Consider the following 20,322-nt stretch of genomic DNA (forward strand, 5'->3'; position numbering starts at 1 on the left):
CCGCCGGTCGGACTGCCCCCACCGGCTGATCTCAGCCGGGCGGTGCGGGTGGGCGTAGCGGGTGGTGCGGGGCGGGGAGATCGGCGAGGGTCTGCGGGCGCGGCACCGGGCCGATCGCCGCCCTGGCGGCGGGCATCGCACCGGCCACGGAGACGAGCTGGCGTTCGGCCAGCGGCCGGGGACCGGGCGGTGGCGGAGCGCCCAGGCCGGTGAGCGAGCTGACCCCGAGCCGCCCGGCCAGCAGCGGCACCTGGTCCGGCTCGACCACGAAGACCACCTCCCGGGGCCGGACCGGGCGCAGCAACACCAACGCGGCGAGGATCATCAGCAGCGTGCCGCCGGCCAGCGAGCCCCAGGTGGCCGGGGTGATCCAGCCCGCCCGTAGTTCGGCGCGCAGGTCCAGGGTCAGCTCGGCCCCGCCGTCGGGCCGCATCAGCACCAGGCTCAGCCGCTGACCGGCCAGGTCCGCGGGGCTCCACTCGAGGGCACCGGTGCCGGCGCGCACCCAGAAGGTCTGTGCGGCGGGCCCCGCCGGAACGGTCGGCGGCGTGCCGTCGGCCGGGTCGACCTGCGCCACCCGGACCGGCAGCGGCCCCCGGGCCAGGGCCACCCGCTCGACCACCGCGTGTGGCGCCCCGGTCAGCCACCGGCGTGCCTCCTCGGCCGGGGCCAGCCCCACGAAGGCCGGCCCGTCGGGAGTGCGGGCCTCCAGCCGCAGCCGGGCCTGCCCGCCCCGGGCGAAGGGGACCTCCTGCCGCACCAGCGCGTCGAGGTCGGTCACCACCACCGCGTGCCCCGGCGTCTGCACCGTCTCGAACCGGGCGGTGAACGCCCCGTCCGGGTCGGCGTGGTCGGTCAGCAGGCCGAGCGCGGCGGCGCCGAGCAGCGCCGTGGTGCCGATGGTCAGCAGCAGCATTCCGGTCAGCGCCCACACCAAACGCATCCGCCCTGTCCCCCTCCGTAGCCAGACACCCGGCCGACCTTACCCATGCCGACCGGCCGATCAGGGGATATCCACGGCACGGGCGTCGAAAGCGGACGGACCCGCCGGGATCAGCCGGCGGGTCCGCGACGAGGTGGCGACTCAGGACGTGGTGGCCGTCGCGTCACCCCGGGCCGGCTGGTCGCCGTCTCGCCGGGTACGGACGAAGGCCAGCCCGCCCAGCACCAATCCGCCGAGTCCGGCGACCAGACCGGCGACGCCGAGCCCGATGGCGAGTCCGCTGCCGCCCTCCTCGGCGGCGGCAGCGGGCGCGTCGGCCGGCGCGGGCGAGTCGGCCGGGGACGGCGACGGCGCGTCGGCGGCCGCCGCGACGAGGTTGAGCACCGGCGCCGGCGCGGCGAGGTCCTCGCCGCCGGACTGCGGCTCGTCGATCCAACGCACCACGGCACCGTCGGAGTACGTCTGGAGCGCCTTGAAGACCATCTGGTCCACCGCGGGCAGCGGCCCCATGGAGACCGGGAACTCCTGGAAGGTGCCCGGTGCGATCGCGGAATCGGCGCCGGCCGTCCAAGTGATCTTGGAAACCACCTCGGTGATCTCACTGCCGTGCACCTGCACCGGCGGGTCGACCTGACGCTTCTCCACGGCCACCGTCCAGCCCGGCACCGGCATCGTGGAGACCGAACCCAGCGGGGCGTTCTCCGGCAGGAAGACCTCCAGTTTGGTGGTCGACGCCGTGTCGCTCTCGTTCGGCACCCGGAACGCGAGCCGGCCGTAGCCGCCCTGGGTGGCCTCCCTCGGGTTGACGGTGACGTGGGCCGACGCGGGCGCCGCGAAGCCGAACACGGCCGTGACGACGGCGCCCAGCGCCAGGGCGGCAGCGGCTCCTGCGGTACGCCGGTGACGGATCATCGATGGAACCTCTCTAACGGACGGGCACGGTGGCGGTCACCGTGGCCTGGTCGATCTCGGTGGTACGGGCGGTTACCCGAAGCTCCCAGTCCCCCGCCGCGGGCAGGCTGATCTCGCCGGTGGCATGGTTGTCGGTGAGCGGCAGCAGCGGGACGTCGATCGGCTCGATCCCGGCCGCCGGCAGCGCCACGGTGGCCCGCCACTCCACGACCGGTTGCGGCCGGTTGTCCGGGGTGTACGCGTAGAAGTGCAGCGAGTTGTTGCCCCGCTCGGCCGGGGTCACCTCGACCTGCAGCGAGTAGAGCGAGCTGTTCAGCGTGGCGGCGAAGTAGTCGCTGTCGGCGCCGGCCACGTCCGCCGAGACGCTCCGGGCCGGAGTCGTCTGCACCAGGGTCGCCGAGACGCCGAGCACGATCGCGGTGATCACCAGCTCCGCCCAGATGGCCCGGCGCACGGGCGCCGGCCGGCTGGCCGCGACCCGCCTGCGCACCAACTGCCGGGAGTACGCGGCCACCGCGATGACCACCGCGAAGAGCCCGATCTTGGCCAGCACCAGCCGCCCGTAGGTGGTGTTCACCAGCGCCGCCGGGGTGGCCACCTCGATCAGCGCCTGGACGATGCCGGCGAGCAGCAGCGCGGAGACCGCCAGCGCGGCCCAGCGCGACCAGATCGGCAGGATCGCCCCCAGTTCGCGTTCGTCCGCCCGGGGCAGCAGGAACACGGCGAGCATCACCAGGCCACCCAGCCAGACGGCCATGCCGCCCAGGTGCACCACGTCGACGACCACCGACACCGCCGGCGCGGGGGACGCCGCCGGGTGCCCGGCCAGCGGCCAGGTGAGCAGCGCTCCCGCGGCGAGCACGCCGAGGATCACCAGGTCGGTCCGGCCCACCGGCCCGGCCAGCAGCGGCCGGAGCAGGAACGCCGTCGCGGCCAGCAGACCCAGCCGGACCAGGTGGGCGGCACCGAAGGCGCTGCCGAGCACCAGGCTCAGCCCGTCACCGGTGATGTCGAACGGCCCGCCCCCGTCGGTGTACGGCACCTGGAGCAGGATCGCCGCGACCGTGGCCAGCGCCACCAGGCCGAGACCGGTCCAGGCCAGCCGGGCCGGCCCACGCCGGGACAGCCGGCGCGGCCAGAGCAGGGCGAGCACCAGCGACGGCCCGACGGCCAGCAGCAGGCCCGTGTAGCCGACGAACTTGGCGACCTTGACCGCGTTGGCGACCACCGGGTCGGTCCGGCCGTTGCCGCCGGTGTCCACCGGCGGCTCGGAGGGTGCGCCCACGGAGTAGGTGAACGCACCGGAGACCGGGTGGCTGTCGGCGGAGATCACCCGGTACGTGACCAGGTAGGTGCCGTTGCCGCCGGCCGGGTCGACGGGGATGCTGACCACGCCGCCGGTGAACTTCGGCTCGCCCCGGTCGGCGCGGGAGCCGTCCGGCGCGATGACCCGAATCCGGTCCGGCACCTTGCGGACCGTCTCGCTGAAGGTCAGCACCACCTCGGCCGGCGCGGTGGGCACCACGGCCGAGGCGGCCGGACTGCTGCTGGACAGCACGGCGTGGGCGCTGGCCGGGGCGGCGGGGGCGAGCAGCAGGGCGACGACGGTGACCAACAGGCCGGCGGCGGCGGCCAGCCGGGCGAATCGGCGGCGATGGGCGGCAGTCATGCCCGTCATGCTCGCCGACGACGCCCTTCCCGGCGAGCCACCCTGGTCGCCGGGCCGTCGCCGTGGCCGTGGCCGTCGATGGGCCCGGCGCGGGCCATGGCGGCAACGGTGGCACCGTGCGGCATCTCGCGCGCGGATCCGGGGCCGACGGTCATGAGCGGATAGTCGGCCAGAACGCGGGAAAAGTTCCCGAAGTGGTGCAGCCCATGGAAGGGCCGAAGGGCCCTGCTGCTCGCCGCGGCGCCGCGTAACCTGGGTTGTCGTGATCCCCGCCCCGCGCCACACCTCCGCCGCCGACTCCACCGTCGGCCCCGGCGATCCTGCGCCGGGACCGGCCGGCACCGAGTCGACCACCGGATGGGCGCTGGCCGCCCGGGACGGTGACCCGGTCGCCCAGGCCGCCTTCGTCCGGGCCACCCAGGCCGAGGTGTGGCGGTTCGCGGCGGCACTTGTCGATCCGGACAGCGCCGACGATCTCACCCAGGAGACGTACCTTCGCGCGTTCCGCGCGCTGCCGGCCTTCGAAGGCCGCTCCAGCGCCCGCACCTGGTTGCTCGGCATCGCCCGGCGGGCCTGCGCCGACCACCTGCGCACCGTGGTCCGGCGGCGGCGGCTGGACCGGAGGCTCACCGCCAACGCGCACACCGACGTGCCGCACCCCGACCCGGCCGGCCAGCTCGGTGCGGCCGACCTGGTCCGGAGGCTGGCCGCCGAGCGGCGCGGCGCGTTCGTGCTGACCCAGCTGCTCGGCCTGTCGTACGCCGAGGCCGCCGCGGTGGAGGGGGTTCCGGTGGGCACCATCCGGTCGCGGGTGGCGCGGGCCCGTGCCGATCTGGTCGACGCGGTCGGCGAGGCGTTGGCCGGGTGAACGGAAAACCACGCAGCTGGCGCCCCTGGCTCGGGCTCGCCGTCCGGCTCGGGCTGGCGGCCGTCTGGCTGTACGCGGGCTGGTCGAAGGTCGGTGACCTGGCCGCCTCCGGCCGCGCGGTGCACGCCTACCAGGTGCTGCCGTACGACGTGGCGATGGTGGTCGGTGCCGCGCTGCCCCTCGTCGAGTTGGCGCTGGGCCTGCTGCTGCTGGCCGGGCTGGCCACCCGACTGGGCGCCGGGGTCTCCGCGGCGCTGCTGCTGGTCTTCATCGCGGGCATCGCCTCGGCCTGGTCGCGGGGGCTGGCGATCGACTGCGGCTGCTTCGGCACCGGCGGCGAGTTGCCGGCCGGGCAGCGCCCCAGCTACCTGCCGGAGATCCTCCGGGACACCGGCTTCCTGGCCCTGGCCGGGTTCCTGCTGATCTGGCCCCGCACCGCCGTCTCGGCCGACGGCGCGCTGACGGGCGAACCGGTGGAGGACGATGATGAGTAGTCGCAAGGGGCGCAAGGACGCGGCCCGGGTGGTCCGGGAGCAGCTGGCCCGGGAGCGACGCCGCAAGCAGACCCTGTGGATCTCACTCGGCGCGGTGCTGCTGCTGGTGATCGCCGGCCTGATCGGGTGGAGCGTCTGGTCGGGCCAGGAATCCGACGAGTTCACCGCGCCGCCGGGCGCCAACGAGGCGGGCACCGGCATCGTGGTCGGTTCCGGGCCGGTGACGGTGGACATCTACGAGGACTTCCTCTGCCCGGCCTGCAAGCAGTTCGAGGAGACCAGCGGCGCCACCGTGGAGCAGTTGGTCAGCGAGGGCAAGGTGCGGGTCGTCTACCACCCCGTGGCGTACCTGGACCGCTACTCCAGCACCGAGTACTCCACCCGCGCGTCGGCGGCGTCCGGTTGCGCCGCCGAGGGCGGCCGGTTCACCGAGTTCGCCGAGGCGCTGTTCGAGCGGCAGCCGCCGGAGGGCGGTGCCGGCCTGAGCGACGACGAACTGATCGACATCGGCGCCGAGGTCGGGCTGGCCCGGGACGCCTTCGGCAGTTGCGTCCGGGACGGGAAGTACCGGTCGTGGACGGCGCATGTCAGCGCCGAGGCGAGCCGCGCCGACGTCACCGGCACGCCGACCATCCTGGTCGCCGGGGAGCCGGTGCGGGAGTGGACGCCGGAGAACATCACCGCCGCGGTGGAGGCGGCCGGCCGGTGACCCTGCTGACCCGGGCCGGTCTGCTGCTCGCCGCCACGGTCACCGCGCTCGTCGCGACCGCCGCGCCCGCCCTCGCGCACGGCGCGGACGCGCCCAACGGCACCGACTACCGGGTCGAGGTCACCCAGCTGACCCCGGCCCGGCCGCAGCTGCGGGTACGGGTGATCGAGGCGGGCGCCCGGCTGGAGCTGACCAACACCGGCGGCGAGCCGGTCGAGGTGATCGGCTACTCGGGTGAGCCGTACCTGCGGATCGGCCCGGACGGGGTCTTCGAGAACACCCGGTCACCGGCGACGTACCTCAACCGCACCATTCTCGGCGACACGGTCCTGCCCGCCGAGGCGGATCCGGCCGCCGCGCCGGTGTGGCGCCGGATCGACGGCGGGACGACCGCCCGCTGGCACGACCAGCGTGCCCGGTGGCGCGAGGCGGGCCCGCCCGCACCCGTGCGCGCCGCCCCCGACCGCGAGCACCGGGTACGCGACTGGGTGGTGCCGCTGCGCGACGCGGGCGGCCCGGTGCAGGTCCGGGGCACCCTGGACTGGGTGCCGCCGCCCGGCGCATACGCCTGGTGGGTGGCGGTCACGCTCGGCGCGCTGGCGGTGGGCGCGGTCGGGTTGCTGCCGGCGGCCTCGGTCCCCGGCCGCCGGGCCCTGGTCGCGCTGGGCGGGCTGCTGGTCGTGGGCGGGACGGCGGCCGTGCTGCTCACCGTCGGGCGGGTGCTGGACGCCGGGTCCGAGGGGATCGCCGGGGTGCTGGCCGGCCTGCTGACCGGCCCGGTGTGGGCCGGGCTGACCGGCCTCGGCGCGATCGCCGCCGGCGGCTGGGCGACGACCCGCGCCCGGCCCCACGCCGACTTCGTGGTGGCCCTGGCCGGAGTCGGTCTGGCCCTGTTCGCCGGGGTGGCCAACGCCGTCATGTTCGCCCGGGCCGTCCTGCCGGTGCCGTGGCCGGCCACGGCCGCCCGGGTGCTGGTCGTCCTCGTCCTCGTCACCGGCGCCGGCGCACTGGCCGCCGCCGTCCTGCGCCTGCACGCCGCCGGCCAGCGGGTGGCGGCCCGGTCGGCCGCTACTCGCTGACCGGGCGCGGCCCCCGGGCGGGGCGGAACGGGTAGGGCAGTTCGAGGCGGTGCCGGGCCAGGAGTTCCTCGTCGTCGAGCAGCTCGGGCGTCGGCCCGTCGGCGACGATCCGCCCGCCGTCGAGGATGACCGACCGATCGCAGAGTTCGAAGGCGTACGGCAGGTCGTGGGTGACCATCAGCAGGGTCACCGGCAGGCCACGCAGGATGCCGGCCAGTTCCCGCCGGGCCGCCGGGTCGAGGTTGGACGAGGGCTCGTCGAGCACCAGGATCTCCGGGCGCATGGCCAGCACGGTGGCCACCGCCACCCGGCGGCGCTGCCCGAAGGAGAGGTGGTGCGGGGTCCGGTCGCGGTGCTCGGACATGCCCACCGCGGCCAGCGCCTCGTCGACCCGGGCGGCCAGTTCCGCCCCGCGCAGCCCGAGGTTGGCCGGGCCGAACGCCACGTCCTCGGCGACGGTGGGCAGGAAGAGCTGGTCGTCGGGATCCTGGAAGACGATGCCCACCCGCCGACGGATCTCCGCCAGCGTCGCCCGGTCCGAACCGACCGCCAGGCCACCGACGACGATGTCGCCGCCGGTCGGGGTCAGGATGCCGTTGAGGTGCAGCACCAGCGTGGTCTTGCCGGCGCCGTTCGGGCCGAGCAGGGCGACCCGCTCACCCCGCCCGACCGTCAGGTCGACGCCGTGCAGGGCGACGTGGCCGTCCGGGTACGCGTACCGGACGCCACGGACCTCCAGGCTGGGAGCGGTGGGCTGCACGCTTCGATCATGTCAGCACGGCCGCGGTGGCGGCGACGGTGCCCGCCAGCAGCGGCACGGTGGCCGCGATCAGCCACTGCCCCGCCGTCGCCGCACCCGCGCCCTGCCAGACCGCCGGCATCCGGCCGGTGTAGCCGCGCGCGAGCATCGCCAGGTAGACCCGCTCGCCCCGCTCGAAGGCGCGCAGGAACAGCGCACCGACCCCGGCAGCGAAGCCGCGCAGTTGCCACACGAAGCGCGGATCGTCGCCGCGGGAGATCCGGGCCACCCGCATCCGGCGGGCCTCGCCGACCAGCACGTCCAGGTAGCGCAGCATGAAGGTGGCGATCTGGGTGAGGATCTGCGGGCAGCGCAGCCGGTCCAGCCCGACGATCAGGTCACGGGTGGTGGTGGTGGCCGCCAGCAGCAGCGACGCCCACACGCCCAGGGTGCCCTTGGCGACGATGTTCCACGCGCCGTAGAGGCCGTCGACGGAGAGGGCCAGCCCGGCCACCTCCACCCGCTCACCCGCGCCGAGGAACGGCAGGGCGACGGCGAAGAGCACGAACGGCAGCTCGATCGTCGACCGGACGAGCAGCCAGCGGGCGTCCACCCGAGCCAGCGCCGCGACGGCCACGACCAACAGGGCGTACGCGCCGAAGGCCCAGACCGCCTCGCGGGGGGTGGCGACCACCGCGAGGGTGAACGCCACCATCGCCGCGATCTTGACCTCGGGCGGCAGCCGGTGCACCGGCGAGCTGGCCTCGCGGTACAGCACATGGGCGTGACCGGCCCCCACCCGCGCTACCCCCGGCTCGTGGCGGTCGGGTCGGTGACGGCCGGGTCGGGCCGGCCGGCCTCCGGCGATCCCGCGGCGGGCGGGGTCTGCTCCGGGCCGCGCCGGCGCACCAGCCAGAAGGCGCCGCCGGCCACGGCGAAGGTCAGCAGGACGCCCAGCACGCCGGAGAGCCCGGTGGAGAGGAAGTCGTTGTCGAGGCCGGCGATGCCGTAGTCGGCCAACGGCCCGCCGATCTCGTGTTCCTGCTCCTGCTGCGCCGGGCAACTGCCGCCGGTGATCTCGTCGTCGGCGTCGAAGGTGCAGCCCCCCCGCAGCGAGGAGTCCAGCCCGTCCGGGTGCGACGAGGCGAAGCTGCTCACCACGCCGGCCAGCAACAGGGCGACGAGCAGGCCACCGACGATGAACCCCCAGGACCGCTTGTTCACCGGACACCTCCGACAGCCGGAACGGATGCCGGCACAGCCGGCTTCAGGGCGCGCAACGCGTACACCAGGTCGGGGCGGACCTTCGCGACGGTGACCACCGTGGTGGCCGTGATCAGTCCCTCGCCGATGCCGATGAGCAGGTGGGAGACGGCCATCGTCCCGGCCAGTCCGGCCAGGTTGCCGCCGAGGTCGGTGGTGCCGCCGAGCTGGTACTGCAACACGAAGCCCATCGCCGCCACGACCACGCTGACCAGCGCGGAGAGGAAGGCGGTGACCGCCAGCCCGGCCGGGGTGCGCGGCAGCACCCGCAGCAGCAGTGCGATCAGCAGGTACGCCACCGCGATGCCGATGACGGCCATGTTGGTGATGTTGAGCCCGAGCATGGCCACCCCGCCGTCGCCGAAGACGAGGGCCTGCACCACGAGCACCACCGCGACGCAGAGCGCGCCGACCCAGGGGCCGACCAGCATGGCGGCGAGCGCGCCACCGAGCAGGTGGCCGCTGACCCCCGCGGTGAAGATCGGGAAGTTGAGCATCTGCACCGCGAAGATGAACGCCGCGACGAGACCGGCCATCGGTGCCAGCCGGTCGTCCAGGTCCCGCCGGCCACGCATGACGCAGAACGCCATCGCCGCCAGTGCGATCACCGCGAAGACCGCGGCGACGGGACCGTTGATGATCCCGTTCGAGATGTGCATGGCCAGGGTTTCCACGCGACCTCCCACGTGACGGCGAGCCCGTGCTCGCCGGCAGGGACGAGCCTATTTCCCGTGGCATGCTGTTGCCAATACCTGGCAACAACGATGACCTTGATCACGTTGGCCGTCCCGCGCGGCGGTCCCGGTAGGCCCGGCCCGCACGGCGGTAGGGTCGTGCCATGACCGCACCCGCCCGCCTCTCCCCCGGTGACCCGGCGCCCGAGTTCACCCTCCCCACCGACACCGGCGGCCAGCTCACCCTGGCCGACCTGCGCGGCCGGAAGGTCGTCCTGTACGCCTACCCGGCCGCGATGACCCCCGGCTGCACCAAGCAGGCCTGCGACTTCCGCGACTCGTTGGGCGCACTGCGGGCCGCCGGCTACGAGGTGGTCGGCATCTCGCCGGACAAGCCGGAGAAACTGGCGAAGTTCCGCGACCGCGACGCGATCACCTTTCCGCTGGTCGCCGACACCGACAAGGCGGTGCTGACCGCCTACGGCGCGTACGGCGAGAAGCAGATGTACGGCCGCACCGTGACCGGCGTGATCCGTTCCACGTTCGTCATCGACGCGGACGGCAAGATCGAGCGGGCGCTCTACAACGTCAAGGCCACCGGTCACGTCGCCAAGCTCCGCCGCGACCTCGGCCTGGACTGAGCGGGCGTGGCGGGCGTGGTCCAGCATCCGGCGGCCACCCGCGACAGCAGGCACGCCGCGCGCCGGGGGCCGGTTTCCCACCGTCCGCGGCGGTCGTGAAGAATGGTGGTACGCGGTGAAGGGGCCGTAGCCCAACTGGCAGGAGGCATGCGGTTTAGGTCCGCACCAGTGCGGGTTCGAGTCCCGCCGGCCCTACTTCTCCGTCACGTCCGGGCACGCCGGGACGACGACCTGGTCACCGACCGCGAGCCGTCCCGATTCCAGGGCCACGAGGTGCAGTCCGAAGAGGAACTGCTGGCCCGTGGCAGTCCGGGGATCTCACGCTGGGTGACGCCGATGCCGGCTTCGTCGACCACCATCCAGCGCCGGTCGCCGGCCAGGCCCCAGGGCCGCACCTGCGCCTCGCGCCGGTCGAGCCGGTGACAAGCCTTGACCGGGTACGTGTGGATCGCGCTCAGCCGCACCGGCCCACCATGCCATGCCGGTACCGGTTACCAGCGGCAGGGCCGAGCCGTCAAGATTGAAAGTTCTCATTCATTTAGCACATCCGATCCGGTGGTGTCGGCGACCACAACAGGCAGATGTCGTGGACCGAGTGGGCGAGGACACATGACGGTGATTCGCGACCAGTAACATGCCGCCATGTCTTCAGGTGTGCAGCAGTACGTCGAGCCCGGCCTCTACGGTTCCGGGCCTGACGGGGGGACCGGGGCTGCCGAGAGCACGAAGCGCCGCCGCCGGTGGCGCAAGGTCCTCCTGATCAGTCTCCTGGTGATGACGTTCGTCGGCGGTGGCGGCCTGATCGCCGGCGGGCTCTACCTCCGCTCGGTCGAGTCCGGCATCGAACGGCTGGACGCCTTCAGTGAGGTGCCGGAGGAGGGCCGCCCCCAGGCGGCGGTGCAGGACGCACTGAACATCCTGATCCTCGGCAGCGACTCCCGGGATCCGGACAGCACCGGCGGCTCGCGCACGGACACCATCATCGTGGCCCACATCCCGGAGGACCGGTCCACCGCTCAGCTCATCTCGATCCCGCGGGACACCTGGGTGAGCGTTCCCCGATCCAAGGACGGCCGGCAGGGCGGCCAAGACGCCAAGATCAACGCCGCGTACGCCTGGGGTGGTGTTCCGCTCATGGTGCAGACCGTGGAGTCGTTCACCAAGGTCCGGATCAACCACGTCATGATCATCGACTTCGCCGGCTTCAAGGAGATCATCGACGCCCTCGGCGGCATCGAGATCAAGTCGGAGAAGACGTTCACCTCCATCCATCCGCCGTTCCGCACCTTCCAGCAGGGCGTGCAGCGGATGGACGGCGAGACCACGCTGGACTACTCCCGGCAGCGCAAGCAGTTCGCCGACGGCGACTTCGCCCGGATCCGGCACCAGCAGCAGGTCATCAAGGCGATCCTCGACGGCGCGGTCTCGGGCGGCATCGTCACGAACCCGGGCCGGCTCAACTCCTTCGTCAGGGCCACCTCCAGCGCCGTGTCGGTGGACGAGAAGATGTCCCTGCTGGGCATGGCCACGGACCTGCGCGGCCTGCGGGGCGGCAACCTGACCTTCATGACCAGCCCGACGAGGGGCACCGGACGGGTCGGCAGCCAGAGCGTCGTGTTCGCCGACGACGAGAAGGTGTCGTCGTTCTACGACGCGGTGCGGCGCGACGACGTCGACGAGATCCTCGCCCAATCAAAGTGAACCGGCGTACGCCCGCCCTACCGGCGGGCGCACTCCGTTGCGTATCCTGCCGTTCCGCTCCGGCGATCTCCGCCGGGATTCCACGGGGAGTACCGACATGTCGAGCCAGCCGGCCATGAGAGACCGCGGGGCAGCGGCGACGCCGAACTGGGACCAGCCGACCGGGGCGCCGGTGCCGGATCAGTCCAGTTCGACGCCGGAGGCCGCCGTCTCCGCGCGTCAGGGTCTGGACACCACCGCCGTGCTCCCCTACGCCAGCTCCCGGGCCTCCAAGCGCACCCGCTGGCTGCGCGCCTGGATGATGACCGCACCGGTCGACCTCCTGGCGCTGCTGGCGCCCCTCCTGGTCACCCGCCAGTACTGGCGGGGCACCCTGGCCATGGCCGTGCTCACCCTGGCCATCTTCGCCGCCGGCGGGCTCTACCGCGCGCGGCGGCACGTGAGCTTCCTCGACGAGTTGCCGAGCCTGTGCGGGCGGCTGCTCGCCGCGGCGTCGGTGGTCGCCATCATCGCGGCGTTGCGCCACGAATCCGCCGACTACGTGCTCGGCTACACCAGCGACGTGGCCGTCTCGGCCGGCCTGGTCATCGTCGGCAGGGCGTTCACCCGGGAATTCGCCATCCTCGCCCGCAAGCGCCGGTGGGTCGAGCACAACGCCGTCATCGTCGGCAGCGGCCCGACCTCCGTCGAGCTGGCCCGCCTGCTACGCCGCTATCCGCAGTACGGGCTGCGGTTCGTGGGTTGCGTCGACTCGGCCGCCCGCCAGGGCACCGCCGCGCTTCCGTTGGCCGGCACCCTCGACCAGTTGGACAGCGTCGTGCGGCTCACCGAGTGCGACGTGGTAATCGTCGGCGATCCGGACTGCTCCGAGACGAAGCTGATGGAGATCCTGTCCCGTCCGCGGACGGCCGGGTGCGACGTCTGGGCCGCCACCGGGCTCTGGGGCTCCCGATCCAGTGACGACCACATCGGTGCGGTCCCGGTGGCCAAGGTCGGCGGCACCTCGCTCTCCGGGCCACAGTGGGCGCTCAAGCGGGCATCGGACATCACCTTCGCCACGGTGGCGCTGCTCGCGCTGAGCCCGCTGCTGCTGCTCTGCGCCGTCGCCACCCTGATCGACGGCGGTCGGGGCATCTTCTTCTACCAGGACCGGATCGGCCGGTACGGCAAGCCCTTCAACATCATCAAGTTCCGCTCCATGCGACCCGTGAACGAGCAGGAGTCGCAGACCAACTGGTCGATCGCGCACGACCGGCGGGTGGGGCCGATCGGGCGGTTCATGCGGCGGACGTCGCTCGACGAGCTTCCCCAACTGTGGAACATCCTGCGCGGCGACATGAGCCTGGTCGGTCCCCGGCCGGAACGTCCCTACTTCGTGGAGAAGTTCTCGGCGGAGTATCCGGACTACGCGATGCGGCACCGCGTCCCGGTGGGTCTCACCGGTCTGGCCCAGGTGAGTGGGCTGCGCGGCGACACCCCCATCTCCGACCGCGCCCGCTTCGACAACTACTACATCGAGAACTGGTCCCTCTGGCTCGACGTCAAGGTGGTGCTGCGCACCGTGACCGAGGTGTTCCGCGGCGGCGGCCGCTGAGCCGTCCCCCTCACGACGGGCCGATCGGCCAGCCGGTGGTCGCACGCCGGGGCAGCCATGATCGTGCCCTTCGCCGTCTGAACGTCGCCCGCGCAGCGGCCTGCCTCCGGGCACGGGCGCGCCCCATCGCATGGAGAGTCGAATGCCGAACGTATCCGTCGTGATCCCCACCACGGGCCGGCCAAGCATCGCCGAGGCGGTCCTGTCCGCCCGGCACCAGAGCGGTGCGTCCACGTACGTCGTGGTCGTCTGCGACACCCCGGACGTGCCGCCGACGGTACGCGAGCTGGGGCCGCAGATCGACCGGGTGGTCTGCACCGGTGGTGGTCGCCGCGGGTCGTACGCCCGCAACCTCGGCGTCGCGCACGCCGACCCGGGCAGCCACATCGCGTTCCTGGACGACGACGACGCCTGGCTGCCGACGAAGCTGGCGAGCCAGCTGCCCGCCCTGGAGCGCCTGGTCGCCGCCGGGTTCCGCCCGGTCGTGTCGTCGCGGATCCTGCAACGGAAGGCCGGCGGCGACCCGCTGCCGACGGCCGCCCCCGTCGAGGTGATCCCCGACGGCATCCTGCCGGAGGACTACCTGTTCCGTCGTCGTCACCTCGGCGTCGGCCGGCAGTCGCTGCCGACCTCGACCCTCCTGACGACGTACGAGTTGGCGACCGAGTGCCGGTGGGACGAGACGTTGCCGCGCCACCAGGACTGGGACTGGCTGGTCCGGGTCGCGCGGCTGCCCAGGGTGAAGATCGTCCAGGTCGAGGAGGCGACCGCCGTGTACACGGTGGGCAGTCCGGGCTCGATCTCCGCGAACGCCGACTGGCGTACCTCCTGGAACTGGGCACAGCGCTGGGAGGGGGTGTGGTCGCCGTCGACCTTCTCCGACTTCATCGCCGCCCAGACCCTCCGCTACGCCTTGCAGGCACGCGACCGGGAGGGTGTCCGGGAGATGGTACGGGCGATCCGCCGCAACTCTGCCCCGTCGGCCCGCAACGCGGTGCTGGCGGCACTCGGACTCGTGCCGCGGTCGACGCTCGAACGGGTCGCCATGCGCAGGTCCAAGGGCGCCGACAGCCCCGCCCGAGCGGTCCAGAACGACGGGCGACCCTGATGCGACTGCATTTCGTCCTGCCCCAGCTCGAACCGCTCTACGGCATGGAGCTGGCGGCGGCGCTGCTGATGCGTGGGCTCCAGGCCCACGGCGTGGAGGTGTCGGCCACCGTCGTGTCCCGGGGCGTCCCCGCCGAGCTGGCCGACCTCACCATCGACACCCTTGGCCTCGGCTCCCGGATCACCCGGTTGATGGAGGCCGTCCCGCCGCTGCGCCGGCGCCTGCAACAGCTGGCACCGGACGTCCAGATCGTGGCCAGCGGGCTGTGGGGCAGCGTGCCCGTCGGTGCCGCCCTCACCGGCTCCGGGCGCAGCTACGTCGCGTGGGAGCACTCGCTGCTGCCCGAACGGCTGCGCATCGACCGCCGGGTCCGCACGCTCGCCCGGTTCGCCCGACTCAAGGGGCTCCGCCCCCGGCTCGTGGTCGCCGTGTCCAACGGGGTCGCGCGCACCGTCCGGCAACTCGCACCCGGCCAGGAGGTGGTCACGGTCACCAATCCGATGCCGCCCCGGCCGTTCGTCGCCCCCCGGGAGATCGTGGACCAGGGGCGGATCGGGTTGCTCACCACGGCGGCCTTCCGTCCGTACAAGAACCACTCCTGCGCGCTCGCCGCGCTGGCCCTGCTCCCGACCAACTACCACCTGACGCTCGCCGGCGACGGCGAGGAGCGCGAGTTGCTCCACGCCAGGACGCGGGAGCTGGGGATGCAGGACCGGGTGACGTTCCTGGGCAGGGTGCCCGGGGTCGGCGAACTGCTCGCCCAGGCGGATCTCCTGGTGCACCCGTCCCGCGCCGAGACCTTCGGGTTCAGCCTGGTGGAGGCGGCCGAGGCCGGTCTGCCGGTCGCCGCCCTGCCGGTGCCGGCACTGGACGAGATGATCCCGACGTTCGTGCCCGGGGCGCTGGCGGCGGACACCTCCGCGTCGGCCCTCGCCGCCGTGATCGTCCGGCTGACCGGCGCCGATCGGCCGACCCACGGCGACTTCGAGAAGTCCTGGCACGCCCGGTGCACGGCGTTGGCTCCCGCCGAGGTCAGCCGCCAGTGGGTGGAGGCGTTGCACCGGTGAATCCTGCCCCTGGTGCCGCCGGGACCGGGACGACCGACGGCCCAAGCCGACCCAGGTCGCACCGGCGCCGCTCGCTGCTCGCGGGTCGACGGGACGGATTTCTCCGGAAGTCCGGGAAGTTCCTCACCGGCACGCTGCTGCGGACCCTCGCCCAGGGGGCGCTCTTCGTCCTCCTGGCGCGCGAGATGTCCATCGACACCTACGGTCTGTTCGTCGGTATCACCGCCCTGGTCGCCGTGGTCTCCCCCTTCGCGTCGGCCGGCGCACCGAGCCTGATCTTCCAGAGCTACGCCGAGGCGCCCACCGACTGGGCCCGCCACCTCGCCCGCGGCCTGCTTCTCTCCACCATCTTCGGTGCCGGCGCGACCGTGCTGGTCAGCGCGGCGGGGGTGGCGATCTGGGGCGACTCGGTGAGCATGCTGGATCTGCTCTGCCTCGCCTTCGCCGACCTGGTCGCGTGGCGCCTGATCGAGGCGGTGGCCGCGTCGGTGCAGGCGCGGGGGCGGATCTTCCTCGCCTCGGTCATTCCCGCCGTGCTGCACGTGGCACGGTTGGCCGGCGCGCTGTTGCTCGCCCTGGCGGACACCCCGATCGACCTGCGCGGGTGGGCGTTCACCCAGTTGCTGATCTCCGCCGTGGTCAGCCTCGTCATCACCGCGTTCAGCCTGCGGGGGGCCGGTCGGGTGCCCTGGGACGTCCGGGCCGCCCTCGGCCAGTCGCGATCCGGGCTGCTGTTCGCCGTCGGCCTCTCCGCCCAGACGGTCTACAACGACATCGACAAGGTCATGCTGTCGCGGTTGGGTACGACGGAGAGCGCCGCCATCTACGCCGCGGCCTACCGGGTCGTCGATTTCGCGTACACGCCGGCCCGGTCCATGTCCGCCGTGGCGTACCCGAAGTTCTTCGAGGCCGGGCGGAAGGGGCTACGGTCGGCCCTGCGCCTCGCGCTCTCCCTGCTGCCGCGCTACCTGATGTTCAGCGTGCCGGCCAGCCTGCTGCTGGTGGCGTTCGCCTGGACCATGCCCCTGATCTTCGGCGCCGAGTACGAGGCGGCCACCCTGGCGTTGCAGGGCCTGAGCGCACTCCTGGTGCTGAAGGCGATACACTATCTCGCCGCCGATGCCCTGTCGGGTAGCCGGATGCAGGGCCGTCGCACGGTCTGCCAGATCGTGGTGGGCGTCGTCAACGCTGGCCTCAACGTCTGGCTCATCCCGATCTACGGCTGGCAGGGCGCCGTCGCCTCCAGCCTGATCGGCAACGCCCTCCTCGGCGTGCTGATGTGGGCGTGCCTGGTGGTGTCCCTTCGGCGCGACCAGGCCAGCGCACCGGGGCCGGAGCGGGAGCTGGAGAGGGTCTGAGGTGACGACGCTGTTCGGGGTGCTGCTGACCGCGGCCGCCGTCGCGGTCGCCGGATGGCTCGTCCGCGAACGGCTTGCCGTAGCCGCCGCCTTCGGCGGCGGGCCGACCGCCGTCGTGCTCGTCGGCTTCGCGGTGCTGACCAGTGTCGCGTCCGGGATCGCCGACGACTACTCGCCGGCGATCATCGGTGTGCTGGTGCTCGGCCTGCTCGCGTGGCTGTTCGCCACGCGACGGTGGCGGCTGAGCGGCCCGGCCGAGATCTGGCCGCGGATATCGCTGGCGATGGCCGGGGCGCTGCTGCTCTGGTGCCTCGCGGTCGACGTGATCGCCGGCTCCGGCGTCTACGGGTCGAGGTTGCCGGCGTACGCCGCGGCGGGCCTGCTGCTGGCTACGGTGTGGCTGATGTCGGCCGGTACCTCCCTGAGCCTGCGCGCCATGGCCTACACCGGGCTCGCCGTGCTGTCGTCGCTCACGATTCCGGCCGCCATCTACGAAGCGTCCTGGCGGGCCTGCACGGTCGGGAGGCTGGAGAAGTGCTCGCTGGCCGGGGCACTGTTCCGGGGTCTGCACAACTCCGAGAACTACATCGCCATGATCGCCACGTTCACGCTGGTCGCCGCCGCCTGCGCGCTGCGCCGCACCGAGCTGCTGGCGGCGTCGTCGTTCTGTCTGCTGATCATCGTCGCCACCGGGTCCCGGACCAGCTACCTGGCCCTCGCCGTGCTGGGCGTCTGGTTGCTCGGCGCTCACCTCCTCGAACGCCGGCGCTCCTACCCGAAAATCAACTTTGCCCTGGGCGTGACGCTGGTCGTCGGGGCGGTGGCCACGGCCACCTACGTGACCTGGACCGCCACCAAGACCACCCTGAGTAACCGCGGCAACATCTGGAGCATCGCCCGCGAGTACATCGCCGGTGCGGAGATCACCGGCGTCGGTGTGTCGAAGTGGAGCTACCTGCGGGACATCGGCGAGGCGCCACGTCACTTCTTCCACTCGGGCTACGTCCTGGCCATCTTCGCCGGCGGCCTGGTCGCGTTGACCCTGTGGGGCCTCTGGCTGGCCACTCTGCTGCGCCGGACGGCGGTCGACGGCCGGGCCTTCTCCGCCAAGGCGCCGCTCGTCCTCCTCGTCGTCTGCTCGTTCACCGAGGTCGTCTGGAATCCGTTGTCGGTCGACGGGCTGACCTGGATCGTCGTCCTGCTGATGTTGACTACCTCGGCCGTCCCTCCCCCGGCTGAGCCCGTAACCGCCGTCGGGCGCGTGCCGGTGGTGCACCGGCCCGCACCGCCGGCCGGGCCACCCGATGTGACCGGTCGCCAGGTCGGCGGCCCGTCGCCGCCGACCGAGGCGTTCCGGTCGGTGCCGCTACGGTCGGTGGACTCCCCGGAATGAGCGTAGGACGGGCGGCGTCCGGCCCCTTCCCGACACCGGCGGACCACGCCGCGCCGCCGCGACCGCGGGAGGCCGGCTCGGGTTTCCGCCCGGACATCCAGGGGCTGCGGGCCGTCGCGGTCGTGGTGGTGATCCTCGAACATGTTCTCCACTGGCCGGGTGGTGGCTTCGTCGGCGTCGACGTCTTCTTCGTCATCTCCGGCTACCTGATCACCGGGTTGCTGCTCCGGGAACACCGGCGGACCCGCCGCATCTCGTTCACGGACTTCTATCGCCGGCGGCTGCGGCGGATCGCACCGGTGGCCGTACTGGTGCTGGTCAGCACGTACCTCGCCGCGTCGCTGGTGTTCCTCGGCGAGCGGGTCCGGTCAACCGCCTGGGACGCCCTCTGGGCCGGGCTCTTCGCGGCGAACTGGCGCTTCGCGTCCATCGGCACCGATTACTGGCAGACCAACGGGCCGGTCTCGCCGCTGCGGCACTACTGGTCGCTGTCGGTCGAGGAACAGTTCTACCTCGTCTGGCCGGTGCTGCTCGTGCTGGTGCTGGCGCTCTCCACGCCGGGCCGCTACGGCAGCCCATCGCGGTGGGTGGTGGGCACGGTCCTGGGGACGGTGGTCGTCGGCTCGATCGCATTCGGCTTCTGGGAGGTCGCCCGCCACCCGTCCGCCGCCTACTTCTCGACCTTCTCCCGCACCTGGGAGCTGGGATCCGGCGCGCTGCTCGCCGTGGCGGCGCCGTGGCTGGCCCGGATCCCGGCGGCGGCACGGCCGGCGCTCCAATGGCTGGGCCTGACCGGTCTGGTGGTGTCCGTCCTCACCATCGACCCGCAGACTCCGATGCCGGTCCCGGGCGCCTTCCTGCCGGTGCTCTCGGCCACACTGGTGATCGGGGGCGGCGTGGGCGGTCAGCGGCTGATGTTCCCGCTGACCAACCGCGTCGCCCGCTACACCGGGGACATCTCCTACTCCCTCTACCTGTGGCACTTTCCCCTGCTCATCCTGATCGGCGCTGCGCTGCCGGGCACCGGGGTCGTCGTGCCGCTGCTCACGCTCGGCGGCACGGTGCTGCTCTCGGTGCTCTCCTATCACCTGGTCGAGGATCCGGTGCGCCGGTCGAGCTGGTTGGAGCGCCGGCGGACAGGGGCGCCGCGCCCGCGCACGGGGGCGGCCCTGGCCCGACCCGCCGCCGGCCTGGTGGCGCTGGTCGCGACGGCGGCTGCCGTCGTGACGGTAACGGTCCGGGTGCCGTCGCCGACCGCCCCCGTGGAGCCGGTGGCGGTCACCTCGCAGGACGAGCTGACCGTTGCGCTCCGCACGGCGCTGGCCGCCACCGAATGGCCGGTGCTGACCCCCCCGGCGGGCGAGTTGGGCAGGCTGGGCCTGGCGGAGAAGAACGGCTGCCGGCCGGAGCCGGAGGGCGACGACTGCGGCCTCAGACCGCGCCCCCGCAAGCTGGCGTTCGTGGTCGGTGACTCGATCGGGACCGCCTGGCTACCGATGGTCCGGCAGGTGCTGGAGCCGGCCGGCTGGTCGGTTTCGAACCTCACCTACCCGGGCTGCCCGTTCCTCGCCGCGGAGACGGTCTCCCCCGTCGACAGCATCACCCGGGCCTGTCCGGGCCACCGGTCGGCGATCCGCCGGCTCGTCAAGGATTTCCGGCCTGAACTGGTGATTGTCGGCAACGCCTACCACCAACGGTTCGTCGCGGCCGGGGGAGAGCCGTCGCTGACCGAGTGGGAGAGCGGTGTCCGCCTGGTCCGGGAGGAGTGGCTCGCCTCGGCCGGAAAGGTGGTGGCGCTGCAACCGCCGCCCGTGGGCCTGGACCCGAAGACCTGCATCACCCGGCTGGCCGCGCCCGGTGACTGCGTCTCCACGCTCGCCGACCGTCACCTGGCGTACGCCGAGGTCGACCGTCGGGTGTGGAGTGCACCGGGCTCGTGGCACGTCGGCACCACGGACTGGTTCTGCGTCTCGGGACAGTGCCCGATCTTCGCCGGCGGGGTGATCGTGCGACTCGACGGGAACCACGTCACCGCCGAGTACGCCCGCAAGCTGGCGCCGCTGTTCAGGGACGCCCTGGTACCGGTCATCGGCAGGATCGCGCGGTGAGT

19 protein-coding genes, 1 tRNA gene and 1 pseudogene are annotated in these 20,322 nt (G+C 73.0%); 13 read left to right on the forward strand and 8 right to left on the reverse strand.

Annotated elements, in window-relative coordinates:
- Positions 1-31 precede the first annotated feature (31 nt).
- The 3 genes from KIF24_RS35180 to KIF24_RS23415 form a co-directional block, all read right to left on the reverse strand.
- Positions 32-943 carry a hypothetical protein gene (locus KIF24_RS35180; protein ID WP_221085858.1) on the reverse strand — a complete coding sequence of 304 codons (912 nt, stop codon included), beginning with the start codon at positions 941-943 and terminating at the stop codon, positions 32-34.
- 141 nt (positions 944-1,084) lie between these two features.
- Positions 1,085-1,855, reverse strand: coding sequence for a YcnI family copper-binding membrane protein (locus KIF24_RS23410; protein WP_221085859.1), 771 nt, complete (start codon positions 1,853-1,855; stop codon positions 1,085-1,087).
- Positions 1,856-1,868: 13 nt separating this feature from the next.
- Positions 1,869-3,533 carry a copper resistance CopC/CopD family protein gene (locus KIF24_RS23415; RefSeq protein ID WP_221085860.1) on the reverse strand — a complete coding sequence of 555 codons (1,665 nt, stop codon included), beginning with the start codon at positions 3,531-3,533 and terminating at the stop codon, positions 1,869-1,871.
- A gap of 253 nt (positions 3,534-3,786) precedes the next feature.
- On the opposite strand from KIF24_RS23415, the gene KIF24_RS23420 reads away from it, so the two are divergent.
- The 4 genes from KIF24_RS23420 to KIF24_RS23435 are packed head-to-tail and all read left to right on the forward strand — an operon-like array spanning position 3,787 to position 6,674.
- The gene (locus KIF24_RS23420; protein ID WP_407939953.1) at positions 3,787-4,392 is read left to right on the forward strand and encodes a sigma-70 family RNA polymerase sigma factor; all 606 of its coding nucleotides are present in this window, start codon (positions 3,787-3,789) and stop codon (positions 4,390-4,392) included.
- The gene (locus KIF24_RS23425) at positions 4,389-4,886 is read left to right on the forward strand and encodes a MauE/DoxX family redox-associated membrane protein (RefSeq protein WP_221085861.1); all 498 of its coding nucleotides are present in this window, start codon (positions 4,389-4,391) and stop codon (positions 4,884-4,886) included. The genes KIF24_RS23420 and KIF24_RS23425 overlap by 4 nt, the downstream gene beginning before the upstream one ends.
- A complete protein-coding gene (locus tag KIF24_RS23430; RefSeq protein ID WP_221085862.1) occupies positions 4,879-5,595 on the forward strand; it encodes a DsbA family protein in 717 nt (238 codons plus the stop codon). The genes KIF24_RS23425 and KIF24_RS23430 overlap by 8 nt, the downstream gene beginning before the upstream one ends.
- On the forward strand, positions 5,592-6,674 hold the full coding sequence (locus KIF24_RS23435) for a hypothetical protein (protein ID WP_331461254.1): 1,083 nt from the start codon (positions 5,592-5,594) through the stop codon (positions 6,672-6,674). Before KIF24_RS23430 ends, KIF24_RS23435 begins: the two co-directional genes overlap by 4 nt.
- Here the strand turns inward: KIF24_RS23435 and KIF24_RS23440 are convergent.
- Genes KIF24_RS23440 through KIF24_RS23455 form a run of 4 tightly spaced genes read right to left on the reverse strand, consistent with a single transcriptional unit; the run spans position 6,664 to position 9,350 of the window.
- Positions 6,664-7,434, reverse strand: a complete 771-nt coding sequence (locus KIF24_RS23440) for an energy-coupling factor ABC transporter ATP-binding protein (protein WP_221085864.1) — start codon at positions 7,432-7,434, stop codon at positions 6,664-6,666. The two genes, KIF24_RS23435 and KIF24_RS23440, sit on opposite strands and share 11 nt — an antisense overlap.
- A 7-nt stretch (positions 7,435-7,441) precedes the next feature.
- The gene (cbiQ, locus tag KIF24_RS23445) at positions 7,442-8,212 is read right to left on the reverse strand and encodes a cobalt ECF transporter T component CbiQ (RefSeq protein WP_221085865.1); all 771 of its coding nucleotides are present in this window, start codon (positions 8,210-8,212) and stop codon (positions 7,442-7,444) included.
- A gap of 5 nt (positions 8,213-8,217) precedes the next feature.
- On the reverse strand, positions 8,218-8,637 hold the full coding sequence (locus KIF24_RS23450) for a PDGLE domain-containing protein (RefSeq protein WP_221085866.1): 420 nt from the start codon (positions 8,635-8,637) through the stop codon (positions 8,218-8,220).
- Positions 8,634-9,350 carry an energy-coupling factor ABC transporter permease gene (locus KIF24_RS23455; protein ID WP_221085867.1) on the reverse strand — a complete coding sequence of 239 codons (717 nt, stop codon included), beginning with the start codon at positions 9,348-9,350 and terminating at the stop codon, positions 8,634-8,636. The genes KIF24_RS23450 and KIF24_RS23455 overlap by 4 nt, the downstream gene beginning before the upstream one ends.
- A gap of 164 nt (positions 9,351-9,514) precedes the next feature.
- Here KIF24_RS23455 and bcp point away from each other — a divergent pair, with 164 nt between their 5' ends.
- Together bcp and KIF24_RS23465 are read left to right on the forward strand one after the other, a co-directional pair.
- Positions 9,515-9,991, forward strand: a complete 477-nt coding sequence (gene bcp, locus KIF24_RS23460) for a thioredoxin-dependent thiol peroxidase (RefSeq protein ID WP_221085868.1) — start codon at positions 9,515-9,517, stop codon at positions 9,989-9,991.
- Positions 9,992-10,111: 120 nt separating this feature from the next.
- Positions 10,112-10,186 (forward strand) — tRNA-Leu (locus tag KIF24_RS23465).
- A 95-nt stretch (positions 10,187-10,281) separates the two neighbouring features.
- On the opposite strand, the pseudogene KIF24_RS23470 reads toward KIF24_RS23465, so the two are convergent.
- A pseudogene (locus KIF24_RS23470) lies at positions 10,282-10,455 on the reverse strand (MOSC N-terminal beta barrel domain-containing protein); the annotation flags it as partial.
- Between the two features lie 178 nt (positions 10,456-10,633).
- Between KIF24_RS23470 and KIF24_RS23475 the strand changes: the two are divergent.
- The 7 genes from KIF24_RS23475 (at position 10,634) to KIF24_RS23505 (ending at position 20,320) form a co-directional block, all read left to right on the forward strand.
- The gene (locus tag KIF24_RS23475; protein ID WP_221085869.1) at positions 10,634-11,692 is read left to right on the forward strand and encodes an LCP family protein; all 1,059 of its coding nucleotides are present in this window, start codon (positions 10,634-10,636) and stop codon (positions 11,690-11,692) included.
- Positions 11,693-11,807: 115 nt separating this feature from the next.
- Complete coding sequence (locus KIF24_RS23480) at positions 11,808-13,286, forward strand: sugar transferase (RefSeq protein WP_230415856.1); 1,479 nt, start codon at positions 11,808-11,810, stop codon at positions 13,284-13,286.
- Positions 13,287-13,428: 142 nt separating this feature from the next.
- Positions 13,429-14,394 carry a glycosyltransferase family 2 protein gene (locus KIF24_RS23485; RefSeq protein ID WP_221085870.1) on the forward strand — a complete coding sequence of 322 codons (966 nt, stop codon included), beginning with the start codon at positions 13,429-13,431 and terminating at the stop codon, positions 14,392-14,394.
- The gene (locus KIF24_RS23490; RefSeq protein WP_221085871.1) at positions 14,394-15,461 is read left to right on the forward strand and encodes a glycosyltransferase; all 1,068 of its coding nucleotides are present in this window, start codon (positions 14,394-14,396) and stop codon (positions 15,459-15,461) included. The genes KIF24_RS23485 and KIF24_RS23490 overlap by 1 nt, the downstream gene beginning before the upstream one ends.
- Positions 15,458-16,819 (forward strand): lipopolysaccharide biosynthesis protein, encoded by a 1,362-nt coding sequence (locus tag KIF24_RS34720; RefSeq protein ID WP_221085872.1) that lies wholly within the window; start codon positions 15,458-15,460, stop codon positions 16,817-16,819. The genes KIF24_RS23490 and KIF24_RS34720 overlap by 4 nt, the downstream gene beginning before the upstream one ends.
- A gap of 1 nt (position 16,820) precedes the next feature.
- Positions 16,821-18,212, forward strand: a complete 1,392-nt coding sequence (locus tag KIF24_RS23500; protein ID WP_221085873.1) for an O-antigen ligase family protein — start codon at positions 16,821-16,823, stop codon at positions 18,210-18,212.
- On the forward strand, positions 18,209-20,320 hold the full coding sequence (locus KIF24_RS23505; protein WP_221085874.1) for an acyltransferase family protein: 2,112 nt from the start codon (positions 18,209-18,211) through the stop codon (positions 20,318-20,320). Before KIF24_RS23500 ends, KIF24_RS23505 begins: the two co-directional genes overlap by 4 nt.
- Positions 20,321-20,322: the final 2 nt, after the last annotated feature.

This window comes from Micromonospora tarapacensis (assembly GCF_019697375.1).
Classification (GTDB): domain Bacteria; phylum Actinomycetota; class Actinomycetes; order Mycobacteriales; family Micromonosporaceae; genus Micromonospora; species Micromonospora tarapacensis.

Bases quoted from the DNA above. Each gene is read 5' to 3' on its own strand.
- KIF24_RS35180 (WP_221085858.1), bottom strand. From the start codon at position 943: ATGCGTTTGGTGTGGGCGCTGACCGGAATGCTGCTGCTGACCATCGGC.
- KIF24_RS23410 (WP_221085859.1), bottom strand. From the start codon at position 1,855: ATGATCCGTCACCGGCGTACCGCAGGAGCCGCTGCCGCCCTGGCGCTG.
- KIF24_RS23415 (WP_221085860.1), bottom strand. From the start codon at position 3,533: ATGACGGGCATGACTGCCGCCCATCGCCGCCGATTCGCCCGGCTGGCC.
- KIF24_RS23430 (WP_221085862.1), top strand. From the start codon at position 4,879: ATGAGTAGTCGCAAGGGGCGCAAGGACGCGGCCCGGGTGGTCCGGGAG.
- bcp (WP_221085868.1), top strand. From the start codon at position 9,515: ATGACCGCACCCGCCCGCCTCTCCCCCGGTGACCCGGCGCCCGAGTTC.
- KIF24_RS23475 (WP_221085869.1), top strand. From the start codon at position 10,634: ATGTCTTCAGGTGTGCAGCAGTACGTCGAGCCCGGCCTCTACGGTTCC.
- KIF24_RS23480 (WP_230415856.1), top strand. From the start codon at position 11,808: ATGAGAGACCGCGGGGCAGCGGCGACGCCGAACTGGGACCAGCCGACC.
- KIF24_RS23485 (WP_221085870.1), top strand. From the start codon at position 13,429: ATGCCGAACGTATCCGTCGTGATCCCCACCACGGGCCGGCCAAGCATC.
- KIF24_RS23490 (WP_221085871.1), top strand. From the start codon at position 14,394: ATGCGACTGCATTTCGTCCTGCCCCAGCTCGAACCGCTCTACGGCATG.
- KIF24_RS23505 (WP_221085874.1), top strand. From the start codon at position 18,209: ATGAGCGTAGGACGGGCGGCGTCCGGCCCCTTCCCGACACCGGCGGAC.